This window comes from Pedococcus bigeumensis (assembly GCF_039531795.1).
GTDB lineage: Bacteria > Actinomycetota > Actinomycetes > Actinomycetales > Dermatophilaceae > Pedococcus > Pedococcus bigeumensis.
In genome coordinates, this window is sequence record NZ_BAAAQS010000003.1 from 534,744 (window position 1) to 547,163 (window position 12,420).

The following is a 12,420-nucleotide window of genomic DNA, read 5'->3' on the forward strand; positions in this document are numbered from 1 at the left end:
TCGGCCACGGTTGTCCGCGGCGTCGGTGTCGCCCGCGGCGCTAGAGCTCGATGACCTGTCGGACCGCCCGGCCGGCGGCCAGCTCGTCCATCGCGTGGTTGACGTCGTCGAGGCCGATCCGCGCCGACACCAGGGCCTCGACGGGCAGCCGACCGTCGCGCCACCACTGGGCGAGGACGGGGATGTCGCGCGACGGGACGGCCGAGCCCAGGTAGCTGCCGATCACCGTCTTCGCCTGGGCGACCAGCGCCAGCGGCGAGATGCTGGCCCGGGCGTCCGGGTGGGGGAGCCCGACCGTCACGGTCCGACCCCCGGGTGCGGTCGCCGCGACGGCAGCCTCGAAGGCCCGCACGGTGCCGGCCGCCTCGACCACGACGTCGGCGGTGGTCCCGCTGGCGGCCAGCTCGTCGGGGCTCAACGCCTGCACCGCGCCGAGCTCGAGCGCCTGCTCGCGCTTGGCTGCCACCGCGTCGACGGCGACCACCGCGCCGGTGCCCAGCGCGACGGCGGTGAGCAGCGCCGCCATCCCCACCCCGCCGAGACCGATCACCATGACGTCCTGGCCGGCTTCGGGTGGCGCGGCGTTGAGCAGCGCGCCACCGCCGGTCAGCACGGCGCACCCGAGCACCGCGGCCACCGCCGGCGGCACGTCGTCGTCCACCACGACCACCGACCGGGTGTCGACCACCGCGTGCGTCGCGAAGGCCGACACCCCGAGGTGGTGGTGCACGGGGGTGCCGTCGCGAGACAGCCGTCGGCCACCGCCGAGCAGCTCCCCGGAGCTGTTGCTCGCGGAGCCGGGCCCACACGGGATCCGGCCTGCAGTGGCACAGCCGGCGCACTCGCCGCACCGCGGCAGGAAGGTCATCACCACGCGCTGGCCGACCCGGAGGTCGGTCACCCCGGGGCCGAGCAGCTCGACGCGACCCGCCGCCTCGTGGCCGAGCAGCATCGGCACCGGTCGGGCCCGGTTGCCGTCGACCACGGACAGGTCGGAGTGGCAGACCCCGGCGGCCTCGATCCGCACGAGCACCTCGCCCGCCTCGGGAGCGGCAAGGTCGAGCCGACCGACCGCGAGGGGTCGACTCTCCGCAAAGGGCGAGGTGCGGCCGACCTCCTCGAGGACGGCGCCGGTGATCTGCATCAGCGCTCGGCCACGGCTCGCTCGAGCAGGTCGCGCAGCACCGGCGGGATGGGGACGGTCGCGCGGGAGTCGCGGTCGATGTAGACGTGCACCCAGTGGCCGAGGGCAGCGATCGCCGGGTCGTCGGCGTCGAAGAGGCCGAGTGCGTAGGTGATGCTGCTGCGGCCGAGGCGCTCCACCCGCACCGCGACGTCCAGCGGACGGGGGTACTCGAGCTCGCGGAAGAAGCGGCAGCCCGACTCGGCGACGACCCCGAGCTCTGGCAGCGCCAGCGCGTCGACGCCGGTCCCGGTGATCAGCCAGGCGTTGATCGCCGAGTCGAAGAGCTCGTAGTAGACGGCGTTGTTGAGGTGGCCGTACATGTCGTTGTCCGACCAGCGCGTGGTCACCCGGGTGACGTGGTCGAAGTGGTCGCGGGTCAGCGACCGGTCCAGGGCTCGGTCGGCGTCGGCCGTCATGGTCCGATCCTAGGCAGGTGGCGGCTCACCCGTAGGTGTCCCGCGGCCCCGGTCCCTGCGAGCGGCGCGGTCCCTTGGACCACGACGGGGCGCTCGGCCCCACGATCTTGAGGGCGGTCACGGTGTCCTTGCCGACCTCGCCCTCGAGGCGCGTCATGATCGACGACTCCAGCAGCTTGAGCTGGGTCGCCCAGGCCGTGGAGTCGGCCCGCACGGTGAGGACCCCGAACTCGAACGTGACCGGGGTGCAGTGCTGCGCCACCTCCTCCCCGACGATGTCGGGCCAGCGCCCCATCACCGAGCCCACCGCGACGTCGACCTTCCACCCGCGGTCGGCCATCAGCCGGTCCATCTGGTCGCCCAGGAGCAGCGGGTCGCGACGGTCCGTGGGGGCGCCGGGGGTAGGGCGCCCGATCTGCCTGCGGCGCATGGGTTTCAGGCCCGGTCGCAGACCCTTCTCGCGCGCCGCGGCACGGGCCCGGAGCAGGGCGGCCTCGGCCGCGTCGTCGACCAGGATGGTGTCGTCGAGCAGGTCGGGGTCAGCACGTGAGTCGGGGTCAGCCTGCTCCGCGGCGCCGTCGTCCGCGTCAGGCCCCCGACCGTCCTCCGGCAGCTCGTCAGGCACGCCGCGCCACTTCGCCGAGCGTGACCGTGAAGGTCTGGCCGACCAGGCTCTTGGGCACGTCGGCGTCGACGGCGGCGGTGATCAGCACCTGCTCGCAGTCGGCGACCATCGCGGCCAGCCGCTCCCGCCGCCCCGTGTCGAGCTCGGCGAACACGTCGTCGAGGATCAGCACCGGGTCCTCGCCGAGGTCGTGCCGCAGCAGCTGGTATGCCGCCAGCTTGAGTCCCAGCGCGAAGGACCAGCTCTCGCCGTGGCTGGCGTAGCCCTTCGCGGGCAGCTCGCCCAGCGACAGCACGAGGTCGTCGCGGTGCGGTCCGACCAGGGAGATCCCTCGCTCGACCTCCTTGTCGCGCACCTCCTCGAAGGTGGCCAGCAGCTCGGCGCGCAGGGCGTCGATCTCGGGGACCTCGCCGGCGGCCAGCGACGCGGCCGCCGGCTCACGCAGGCTGCTCTTGTACGCGACCCGGGCGTCGGACTGTCCGGCGCTGACCTCGTCGTAGGCCTTGGCGAGGTAGGGGCCGAGGTCGCGCAGCAGCCGTAGCCGTGCGTAGAGGAGCTGCGACCCGACCGCGGCCAGGTGGTCGTTCCACACGTCGAGGGTGTGCAGGGCGGACGCGCGTGCGTCATCGGCCGGCTCGTCGGCCGGACGAGCCGGCGATCTGCGTCGAGATCCCTTGCGTAGCAACGGTTGTGCCGACTTCAACAGGGCGTTGCGTTGCTTGAGGGCCTTGTCGTAGTCGCTGCGCACGCCGGCCCACCGGGGCTGCCTCGCGACGAGCAGGTCATCGAGGAACCGCCGCCGTTCCGAGGGGTCACCCTTGACCAGGGCGAGGTCCTCGGGAGCAAAGAGCACGGTGCGCAGGGTGCCGAGCACGTCGCGGGGCCGCGACACCGGCGAGCGGCCCAGTCGGGCCCGGTTGGCACGGCCCGGGTTCAGCTCCAGCTCGAGCATGGTCTCGCGGCCGTCGCGCATCACCGCCCCCCGGATGACCGCCTGCTCCGCCCCGAAGCGCACGAGCGGCTGGTCGGTCGAGACCCGGTGGCTCGACAGGGTCGCGAGGTAGCCGATCGCCTCGACCAGGTTGGTCTTGCCCTGCCCGTTGAGACCGACGAGCGTGGTGACGCCGGGCTCGAGCGGCAGCTCGGCGGAGGTGTAGCTGCGGAAGTCGGCGACGGTCAGGTGACGGACGTGCATGGTCGCCCGATCAGGTGCTCATGGGGTCGGCCGCAGGCAGGGTGCGTGGCGGGGGCGGTGTGCTGGGTCAGCTGGACTTCTTGGCAGCGCGCTTGCGGGTCGACCCGGTGCCGGACGTGGGCCCGGAGGTCGACCCCGACTTGGCCCCGGAGGTGGACCCGGTGCCGGACGACGGGCCGGCCGAGGCCGCCTTGCGCCCCTTGGCCGCCGCCTTGGCCGCGCTGGCCGTGGGCTTCTCCCTGGTGGCAGCCTTCGCCGCGACCGCCTTCTCGTGCTTCGGCGCACCCTCGGCGCGCAGCTTCTCGCCCTCGGCGACCGACATGACCTGGTGTCCGCCGAAGCCGCCACGCAGCGCCGCGACCGCCTGCATCGTCGGCGACTCCTGCTGGCGCGACGCGAACCGGGAGAACAGCGAGGCGGAGATGACGGGCATCGGCACCGAGTTGGCGATCGCCTCCTCGACCGTCCAGCGGCCCTCCCCGGAGTCGACGGTGTAGCCCGAGACGTCCTCGAGGTGCGGGTTCTTCTCGAGCGCGTCGACCAGCAGGTCGAGCAACCAGGACCGGACGACCGTGCCACGGGTCCAGGCCTTGAAGGCGCCCGGCACGTCGGTGACGATGTCCTTGGCCTCGAGCAGCTCGTAGCCCTCGGCGTAGGCAGCCATCAGGCCGTACTCGATGCCGTTGTGCACCATCTTCGTGTAGTGGCCCGCGCCGACCTTGCCGGCGTGGACGAAGCCCTCCTCGCGCGGGCCCTCGGGTCGCAGCGCGTCGAAGATCGGCATCGCCTTGCGCACGTTGGCAGCAGACCCGCCGACCATCAGGCCGTAGCCGTTCTCGAGACCCCAGATGCCGCCGCTGACGCCGCAGTCGAGGTAGCCGATTCCCTTGGCCTTCAAGAGCTTCTCGTTCTCGAAGTCATCGGTGAACCGGCTGTTGCCGCCGTCGATCACCAGGTCGCCCTTGTCGAGCAGCTTGGCCAGCTGCGCCACCGTGTCGCTGGTCGGCGCACCGGCCGGCACCATCACCCAGACGGTGCGGGGCGCGTCGAGGGCCTTGACCAGGGCGGCCAGCGACTTGACGTCGGCCACCGCCGGGTTGCGGTCGAACCCCACCACCTCGTGGCCCGCGCGGCGGATCCGCTCGCGCATGTTGCCGCCCATCTTGCCGAGACCGATCAGACCGAGCTGCATGATGCGACGCCTTTCGAATGGGTGGAGCTGTTGGTGGTGCGGTATGCCGCGAAGCCGGCTCTGCGGCATACCTCGGGATGCGGCCCGCTCAGGCTACGCCCGGCGGCAGTCAGCTCGCGAAGCGAACCGGCATCAGCACGTAGCGGTACGAGGTGTCGGCCTCACCGTCGAGCTCGGCCTGGCCGGACAGCACGGCGGGCCGGGAGGGCTGGGTGAAGGAGAACCGCGAGTAGTCGGTGCCGACCGCGCCGAGCCCGTCGAGCAGGAACTGCGGGTTGAAGGCGATCTCGAGCTCGGGCCCGGTCAGGGTCGACTCGACCGCCTCGGAGGCCTGGGCGTCGTCGCCGGTGCCGGCCTCGATGGCGACCTGGCCGTCGGTGAACTTCAGTCGCACGGGGGTGTTGCGCTCGGCCACGAGGGCGACGCGCTTGACGGCCTCGATGAGCTCGCTGGTCTTGATGACCGCCTCGGTGTCGACGCTGGTCGGGAAGATCGAGGTGACCTTCGGGTACTCGCCGTCGAGCAGGCGGGTGGTGGTGCGACGCTGCCCGGCCTCGAAGCCGACCAGGCCGTCGCCCCCGGCGGAGGAGCCGAGCGCGACCTCGATGGAGCCGGAGGCGCCGAGCGCCTTGGCCGTCTCGGAGAGCGTGCGGGCCGGGACCAGCGCCAGGTGGCTCGCGTCGGTGGCCTCGGGGTTCCAGGTCAGCTCGCGCATCGCGAGGCGGTAGCGGTCGGTGGCGAGGAGGGTCATCTTGTCGCCGTCGATCTCGACGCGCACGCCGGTCAGGATCGGGAGGGTGTCGCCGCGGTCGGCCGCGATCGAGACCTGGGCGACCGCCTGGGTGAACACGTCGCCGGCGATGGTGCCGCTGGCGGTCGGGGAGGTCGGCAGGGTCGGGTAGTCGTCGGCCGGCATCTGCATCAGGCTGAACCGCGAGGATCCGCAGACGACCGAGACCTTGTTGCCCTCGGTGGCCACGTCGACCGGCTTGGACGGCAGGTTGCGCGAGATGTCGGCGAGCAGGCGGCCGAGCACCAGGACCGTGCCACCCTCGGCGACCTCGGCCGCCACGGTGATCTTCGCGGAGACCTCGTAGTCGAAGGCCGAGAGGGTCAGGGTGCCCTCTTCGTTCGCCTCGAGCAGCACTCCGGCGAGGACCGGCACCGGCGGACGGGCCGGGAGGCCGCGGGCCACCCACGTCACGGCATCGGCGAGGACCTCACGTTCGACCCGGAACTTCACCGTGACTACCTGCCCTTCGCGTGCGGCCCCGCCGCTGAAAACTTCAAGAATGTGATTGCGGACTGACCCTAGTGCTCACCGTGCGGTCGGCCAACCCGGATCGGGCAATCCGCTGGCCCGGATCTCGCAGGTCGAGGGTCGTGTCATTTTCTCGTCTCCCTGGCAGGTCGGTCCCCAGGTTTGGTACTCGGGGCTGGATCCATGACTAGGGAGGGGTAGTAGTTGTCATAGGGGGTGTGGATCCTGTGGACGGCGCGCATCGGCGCAGGTCAGCGCGGCGCGTCCGGTGTGCACGGACGGTGGACGGCCGGGCGGACAAGCTGGCCCGGGCTGTGGAGGCGTCCCGGTCGCCCACACGGTCTCCACACCCCGTGGCCCGGTTCTCCCCAGTGTCGAGGCCGCCGTGCACCCGTTGTCCACCGGTTGTCCACAGGCCTTGGGAAAAGATCATCCCTTCAGACGATGGTCGTGGGCGGGGAACACATACCCACAGAGTTGTCCACAGGTGTGGACCATGGGCTCTGTGCCGTGAATGTCCCTTTGCTGAGCGTGGTTCGTGCTCGTCCGAGCACGCCAGAGCGCTCTCCCGGCGAAGATGACGCAGGGGTGAACAAACCTTCACAGCTGTGGAGAACCCTGTGGAGAACGCCCCGAGGGCCTGGGGACCGGACTGGGGAAACCGGCGCGACAGCGCTGCGCCGGTCAGCGGGACTGCTGCTTGATCCGGTTCGTCAGCTCGGTGACCTGGTTGTAGATCGCCCGCCGTTCGGCCATCAGCTGCCGGATCTTCTTGTCGGCGTGCATGACGGTCGTGTGGTCGCGGCCGCCGAACTGCTGGCCGATCTTCGGCAGCGAAAGGTCGGTCAGCTCGCGGCACAGGTACATCGCGATCTGGCGCGCGGTCACCAGCACCCGGGAGCGCGACGTGCCGCACAGGTCCTCGATGGTGAGCCCGAAGTAGGCCGCGGTCTGGGCCATGATCGTCGCGCTGGTGATCTGCGAGCCCTGCTCGTTGGGGATGAGGTCCTTGAGCACGATCTCGGCCAGGCCCATGTCGACGCTCTGGCGGTTGAGGCTGGCGAAGGCGGTGACCCGGATGAGGGCGCCCTCCAGCTCGCGGATGTTGGTCGAGATCCGGCTGGCGATGAACTCGAGCACCTCGTCGGGGGCGCTCATCCGCTCCTGGATGGCCTTCTTGCGCAGGATCGCGATGCGGGTCTCGAGGTCAGGGGGCTGGACGTCGGTGAGCAGGCCCCACTCGAACCGGCTGCGCATCCGCTCCTCGAAGCCGCTGAGCAGCTTGGGCGGCAGGTCACTGGTGATGACGACCTGCTTGTTGGCGTTGTGCAGGGTGTTGAACGTGTGGAAGAACTCCTCCTGGGTCTGCACCTTGCCCTGGAGGAACTGGATGTCGTCGATCAGCAGCACGTCGACGTCGCGGTAGCGGCGCTGGAAGTTGCTCGCCTTGTCGTCGCGGATGCTGTTGATGAAGTCGTTGGTGAACTCCTCGGAGTTCACGTAGCGCACCTTGACGTGCGGGTAGAGGTTGCGCGCGTAGTGCCCGATCGCGTGCAGGAGGTGGGTCTTGCCCAGCCCGGACTCCCCGTAGACGAACAGCGGGTTGTACGCCTTGGCCGGCGCCTCGGCCACCGCGACCGCGGCCGCGTGGGCGAACCGGTTGCTGGCGCCGATCACGAAGGTGTCGAAGGTGTACTTCGGGTTGAGCCGGGTGGCCGACTCGTCGGTCAGGCTCGGGACCTCGTCGCGCGGTCGCCGCTGGGGCTCGGTCGCGGGGGTCAGGGCGAAGACGTTGTCACCCTGGCCGGGCGCCCCCATGCCCGCGTGGATGTCGGAGCCCAGGGCACCGAGCGGGGTGGCGGCGGTCTCGTCGACGTACCCCGTGGTGTCCTCGGTGTGCTGGGAGTCGTCGAGCGAGGTGTCGACGGTCACCGCGAGGTGGACCTGCTCCCCGAGCTGGGAGGACAGCGCACGGGTGACGGCGTCGCGGACCCGCTGCTCGACGACGTCCTTGGTGTAGTCGTTCGGGACCTTGACGAGGGCGGTGCCGTCGAGCAGGCCGGCCAGCCGGGCCAGCGTGAGGAACGCGCGCTCCCGGGCGGGGAGGCCGTCGGCGTCGAGGGTGGCGATGGTGTTCTGCCAGATCTGAGTGAAGTCCAGATCTGTGTCACTCACCGGTCCCACATCCCTTTCGACGGTCTTCGCTGATCTGCCCTGTCGCAGGGTCTGTGCTGGTCAATGCCGGTGAGCTGGTGTGCTCCTGCTCGACCGCCGGTCCTCAGCATGCCTTGTCCACATGGTTATCCACAACCTGTGGGCAAGGAACGGGACGAGGAGGGACGGTAACAACAGCGGCGGCGGCTCGGCAACCGAAACGACCGAAAATTGGCCTGCGCCGGCCGAAATCAGTGTGTCACGTCGGCGTGTCTGCCTCCCCAACCAGGACGAGCAGTGCTAAAAGCCCCAGGTATGCCGCATGGTCGGCGCTGGTTTGACCCTGCCCGTCGCGCTCGCGTACCTTTGACCAGGCCTGTCGGCCGTTTTCGCATGCCCGTGACGCCCCTGGATCGTCGGTGAGTCCACCGTTGGTCGAGGCGCGGGCCTCCGATTGCGGCCGAACAGGCGTCCCAAGCACTCAGCAGGCCACCCGGGCCTGACCAGTAACGGAGATCCTCGTGAGCAAGCGTACTTTCCAGCCGAACAACCGTCGTCGGGCCAAGACCCACGGCTTCCGTCTGCGCATGCGCACCCGTGCGGGGCGCGCCATCCTGTCGGCCCGTCGCGCCAAGGGCCGCTCCGAGCTCTCCGCCTGAGGCCGACCCCGTGCTGCCCGCGGGGCACCGGCTCCGTGCGAGCTCGGACTTCGCGGCCACCTTCCGGGGGCCCAGGGGAGCCCGAGCTGGCTCCACGCTGATCGTGGTCCACGCCAACCAGGCCGACGCGCGTGCGGGACAACCGCCGCGGGTCGGTTTTGTTGTCTCCAAGGCCGTCGGCAACGCGGTCGTCCGCAACCGCACCAAGCGACGGCTGCGGGCCCTGATGGCGGCCCGCGTCGCTGCGTTGCCGGCCGGGACGGACCTGGTGATCCGCGCGAATCCTGTTGCAGCACAAGCGAACTCGGCTTCCCTGGCGGCCGAGCTCGACGGGCTCCTGGCGCGGGTCTCCGCGCGGCTGGGGGCGGACCGGTCGTGAGCACCCTCCAGCGCGTGGCGGCGGCTCCCCTCATCGGGCTCCTGGTGTTCTACCAGCGCTTCATCTCCCCGATGACGCCCCCGACCTGCCGCTACTACCCGTCCTGCTCGTCCTACGCCCTCACCGCCATCCGTCGCTTCGGCCCAGTCAAGGGAACCTGGCTGGCGCTGCGGCGGTTGGGTAGGTGCCACCCGTGGACCGCCGGTGGGGTCGACCACGTCCCCGCCCGGGAGGCCCAGGCACCGGAGGGCGCGACGCAGCGGCCGTCGCAGGACCAGCCGCCAGCACCCCCCGCCCACGCCGCCTAGCGGCCGGGCACCAGACCTGCCGGCCGCGCGGCATACCCACCGTGCGATCGGAACCACCGGTGGACCGTCACCTCGACGGGACACCACCAGATTGAGGACGACATGAGCTTCGCTGACCTGATCTACCCGTTCGAGTGGATCGTTTCGTGGATCCTGTACGGCTGGCACTGGGTGTTCACCACCCTCGGCATCCCGTCCGACTCGGGGGTGGCGTGGACGCTGTCCATCGTCGGCCTCGTGGTGGTCATGCGGGCGGCGATGATCCCGCTGTTCGTCAGGCAGATCCACGCCTCGCGCCGGATGCAGCTCATCCAGCCCGAGATGCAGAAGATCCAGGCCAAGTACAAGGACAAGAAGGACCCCGACTCCCGTCAGGCGATGACGCAGGAGACGATGGACCTCTACAAGCGGACCGGGACCAACCCGTTCAGCTCGTGTCTGCCGATCCTGCTCCAGTCGCCGTTCTTCTTCGGCCTCTTCCGCGTGCTCAACAACCTGCAGAAGATCGCCAACGGCACGGTCGACCCGATCGGCCCGATCTCGCGCAAGCTCGCCGCCGAGGCCGAGTCGTCGACCTTCTTCGGGGCCCAGCTGTCCGACCGGTTCCTGGGCGACGGCGGGACGACGGTCAAGATCGTCACGGTCATCCTGATCATCCTGATGTCGGCCAGCACGTTCACCACCCAGCGCCAGCTGATGATGAAGAACATGCCGGCCTCCGCGCTGGACAACCCCTTCGCCAAGCAGCAGAAGATGCTGCTCTACCTGATGCCGATCTTCTTCGCGATCTCCGGTGTCAACTTCCCGATCGGTGTCCTGCTCTACTGGCTCACGACCAACGTCTGGTCGATGTGCCAGCAGTTCTACGTGATCCGCAACATGCCGGCTCCCGGATCCCAGGCCGAGAAGGCCATGCAGGAACGCCGGCGCAAGAAGGGCAAGCCCGTCCAGGAGTTCACCGTCAAGGGGCTCGACAAGGCCGACGAGTCCGAGGCCCCCAAGCCCACCGGCCAGCGGGTGCAGCCCTCCCGGAACAAGAAGAAGAAGAGTGGAGCCGCCAAGGCGGCCGCCAAGCCGGGGGCCAAGCCCAGCAAGGCCGCCGACGCCAGCTCCGCCACCGACCCCAAGCCCCAGACCGACAACTGAGAGTGATCACCATGACCGAGCACAACGACACTGTCGTGGACGACACCCCCGCCAGCGCCCAGACCCCCAAGGTCACCGAGACCACCGAGCCCGGCGATGCCAGCGAGACGGAGGCCACCGAGGCGCAGGCCCTGAGCGGCGACGCGCAGGCCGGCGACCCCTTGGACGCGGCTGACGCGGCTGACGCGGCGGACGCAGCGGACGCCCCGCAGGACGACCACGCCGACTCGGACGAGCAGGGTGCGGACCCGTCCGCCAGCCCCCGCCGTCGATCGACCAAGGTGGCCGACCTGGAGCGCGAGGGCGAGGTCGCAGCAGACTTCCTCGAGACCCTGCTCGACATCGCCGACCTCGACGGTGACATCGACGTCGATGTGGACGGCGACCGTGCCGCCGTGTCGATCGTCGACTCCGACGAGGGTCGGGTCCCCCGTCGCCTGGTCGGCCAGGACGGCAAGGTGCTCGAGGCGCTCCAGGAGCTGACCCGACTCGCCGTGCAGTCGGCGACGGGTGAGCGAAGCCGCCTGATGCTCGACGTCGCCGGCCACCGCGCCGAACGTCGTTCGCACCTGGTCGAGCTCGCCCACACGGTCATCGAGCAGGTCAAGGCGAGCGGTGAGCAGGCCGCTCTCGAGCCGATGACGGCGTTCGAGCGCAAGGTGGTCCACGACGAGGTGCTCGCTGCCGGCCTGACCTCGGAGTCCGATGGTGTCGAGCCGCGCCGGTTCGTCGTCATCCTCCCGGCGTGACACGAGCGACTCCGACCGTGTTTCACGTGAAACAGCGCGCATGACATCGCACGAGCGCACCGACGACGGGCGCGGGACCGGGGAGACCGGGACCGCGCCCGTCGCGGCATCCCCGACGGGGCAGGCCGGGGCGCCCGCAGCTCCTGCGGCTGCGGCCGCGGTGTTCGGGGAACGCCTGCGACTGGCCGAGCGGTTCGCCGCGATCCTCGCCGACACCGGCGTCTCACACGGCCTGATCGGACCCAGGGAGGTCCCGATCCTCTGGGACCGTCACATCCTCAACTGCGCCGTCGCCCACGAGGCCTTTCCCCACGGTGTGGAAGTGGTCGACGTCGGGTCGGGCGCCGGGCTGCCCGGCCTGGCGCTGGCCATCGTCCGCCCCGACCTGCACCTGCACCTGGTGGAACCCATGTTGCGCCGCACGACCTGGCTGTCGACCACCGTCGCGCAGCTGGGGCTCGACAACTGCACGGTGCACCGCGGCCGGGCCGAGGAGCTCGCCGGGATCGTGTCGGCCCCCTACGCCACCGCCCGCGCGGTGGCCCGGATCGACAAGCTGGCCCGCTGGACCTTCCCCCTCCTCGAGGACGGAGGCACCTTGGTGGCACTCAAGGGTGGCTCAGCCGCCGAGGAGCTCGACGCGGAGCAGAAGACGCTGCGCAAGCTGGGCATGACCTCTGCCCGCATCCAGAGCTACGGCGCGGGGCTGCTGCCGGTCCCGACGACCACGCTGGAGGTGACGGTCGGGCCGCGACCGGCGGCCAAGGCTCGCTCCAAGGGCGCCGCCCGTCGATCGGCGAAGGGCAACAACGCCGGCCGTTCGTCCCGCTGACCGCCGGTCTCTGGCGTCGGCCACGGCCGGATTCCCCGCTGTCGCCGCAGGCGCTGCCTCCCGCGTTGGAACTCGGTCGCGACGTAGGGTTGGATGATGTCCATGGCCAACGAGGTGACTGTGTGAGCACAGCAACAGTGCAACTGACCCAGGGACTCGGATGGCCACAGCGGCTCAGCCGCGCGAGCACCGCCCTCGGCTGGCCCGGAAGTGTCAGCCCAGCGGGCGATCCGGTTGTTTCACGTGAAACAGCACCCCAGACGGACGATCCCTCCATCGTGGGGCTGCAGGCGCCACGCGACGTTTCACGTGAAACAG

General features: G+C 70.4%; 13 protein-coding genes. 6 read left to right on the plus strand and 7 right to left on the minus strand.

Translation table 11 applies throughout. From position 1 onward, the window contains the following. Positions 1-40: 40 nt before the first annotated feature. The 7 genes from ABD262_RS13170 to dnaA form a co-directional block, all read right to left on the minus strand. Positions 41-1,144, minus strand: coding sequence for an alcohol dehydrogenase catalytic domain-containing protein (locus tag ABD262_RS13170; RefSeq protein ID WP_344136808.1), 1,104 nt, complete (start codon positions 1,142-1,144; stop codon positions 41-43). Beyond that, positions 1,144-1,602 carry an acyl-CoA thioesterase gene (locus tag ABD262_RS13175; RefSeq protein ID WP_344136811.1) on the minus strand — a complete coding sequence of 153 codons (459 nt, stop codon included), beginning with the start codon at positions 1,600-1,602 and terminating at the stop codon, positions 1,144-1,146. The genes ABD262_RS13170 and ABD262_RS13175 overlap by 1 nt, the downstream gene beginning before the upstream one ends. A gap of 25 nt (positions 1,603-1,627) precedes the next feature. Further along, positions 1,628-2,227 (minus strand): DciA family protein, encoded by a 600-nt coding sequence (locus ABD262_RS13180; protein WP_425564862.1) that lies wholly within the window; start codon positions 2,225-2,227, stop codon positions 1,628-1,630. Further along, positions 2,220-3,422 (minus strand): DNA replication/repair protein RecF, encoded by a 1,203-nt coding sequence (gene recF / locus ABD262_RS13185; protein WP_344136813.1) that lies wholly within the window; start codon positions 3,420-3,422, stop codon positions 2,220-2,222. The genes ABD262_RS13180 and recF overlap by 8 nt, the downstream gene beginning before the upstream one ends. Before the next feature lie 67 nt (positions 3,423-3,489). Next, on the minus strand, positions 3,490-4,614 hold the full coding sequence (gnd, locus tag ABD262_RS13190; protein ID WP_344136816.1) for a phosphogluconate dehydrogenase (NAD(+)-dependent, decarboxylating): 1,125 nt from the start codon (positions 4,612-4,614) through the stop codon (positions 3,490-3,492). Positions 4,615-4,723: 109 nt separating this feature from the next. Beyond that, positions 4,724-5,857: a DNA polymerase III subunit beta gene (dnaN, locus tag ABD262_RS13195; protein ID WP_344136818.1), complete on the minus strand. Its 1,134-nt coding sequence runs from the start codon at positions 5,855-5,857 to the stop codon at positions 4,724-4,726. 702 nt (positions 5,858-6,559) lie between these two features. Next, positions 6,560-8,050 (minus strand): chromosomal replication initiator protein DnaA, encoded by a 1,491-nt coding sequence (gene dnaA / locus ABD262_RS13200; RefSeq protein ID WP_344136821.1) that lies wholly within the window; start codon positions 8,048-8,050, stop codon positions 6,560-6,562. Between the two features lie 500 nt (positions 8,051-8,550). Between dnaA and rpmH the strand changes: the two genes are divergently transcribed. The 6 genes from rpmH (at position 8,551) to rsmG (ending at position 12,102) form a co-directional block, all read left to right on the plus strand. After that, on the plus strand, positions 8,551-8,688 hold the full coding sequence (gene rpmH / locus ABD262_RS13205) for a 50S ribosomal protein L34 (RefSeq protein ID WP_056882794.1): 138 nt from the start codon (positions 8,551-8,553) through the stop codon (positions 8,686-8,688). A gap of 10 nt (positions 8,689-8,698) precedes the next feature. Beyond that, on the plus strand, positions 8,699-9,067 hold the full coding sequence (gene rnpA / locus ABD262_RS13210) for a ribonuclease P protein component (protein ID WP_344136834.1): 369 nt from the start codon (positions 8,699-8,701) through the stop codon (positions 9,065-9,067). Then, the gene (yidD, locus tag ABD262_RS13215) at positions 9,064-9,375 is read left to right on the plus strand and encodes a membrane protein insertion efficiency factor YidD (protein ID WP_344136837.1); all 312 of its coding nucleotides are present in this window, start codon (positions 9,064-9,066) and stop codon (positions 9,373-9,375) included. The genes rnpA and yidD overlap by 4 nt, the downstream gene beginning before the upstream one ends. A 102-nt stretch (positions 9,376-9,477) precedes the next feature. Further along, on the plus strand, positions 9,478-10,521 hold the full coding sequence (gene yidC, locus ABD262_RS13220; protein ID WP_344136840.1) for a membrane protein insertase YidC: 1,044 nt from the start codon (positions 9,478-9,480) through the stop codon (positions 10,519-10,521). Between the two features lie 11 nt (positions 10,522-10,532). Continuing rightward, positions 10,533-11,270 (plus strand): Jag family protein, encoded by a 738-nt coding sequence (locus ABD262_RS13225; RefSeq protein ID WP_425564865.1) that lies wholly within the window; start codon positions 10,533-10,535, stop codon positions 11,268-11,270. A gap of 40 nt (positions 11,271-11,310) precedes the next feature. Continuing rightward, on the plus strand, positions 11,311-12,102 hold the full coding sequence (gene rsmG / locus ABD262_RS13230) for a 16S rRNA (guanine(527)-N(7))-methyltransferase RsmG (RefSeq protein WP_344136843.1): 792 nt from the start codon (positions 11,311-11,313) through the stop codon (positions 12,100-12,102). The last annotated feature ends 318 nt before the right edge of the window (positions 12,103-12,420 follow it).

Bases quoted from the DNA above. Each gene is read 5' to 3' on its own strand.
- gnd (WP_344136816.1), bottom strand. From the start codon at position 4,614: ATGCAGCTCGGTCTGATCGGTCTCGGCAAGATGGGCGGCAACATGCGC.
- rsmG (WP_344136843.1), top strand. From the start codon at position 11,311: ATGACATCGCACGAGCGCACCGACGACGGGCGCGGGACCGGGGAGACC.
- ABD262_RS13170 (WP_344136808.1), bottom strand. From the start codon at position 1,144: ATGCAGATCACCGGCGCCGTCCTCGAGGAGGTCGGCCGCACCTCGCCC.
- ABD262_RS13175 (WP_344136811.1), bottom strand. From the start codon at position 1,602: ATGACGGCCGACGCCGACCGAGCCCTGGACCGGTCGCTGACCCGCGAC.
- ABD262_RS13225 (WP_425564865.1), top strand. From the start codon at position 10,533: ATGACCGAGCACAACGACACTGTCGTGGACGACACCCCCGCCAGCGCC.
- recF (WP_344136813.1), bottom strand. From the start codon at position 3,422: ATGCACGTCCGTCACCTGACCGTCGCCGACTTCCGCAGCTACACCTCC.
- yidC (WP_344136840.1), top strand. From the start codon at position 9,478: ATGAGCTTCGCTGACCTGATCTACCCGTTCGAGTGGATCGTTTCGTGG.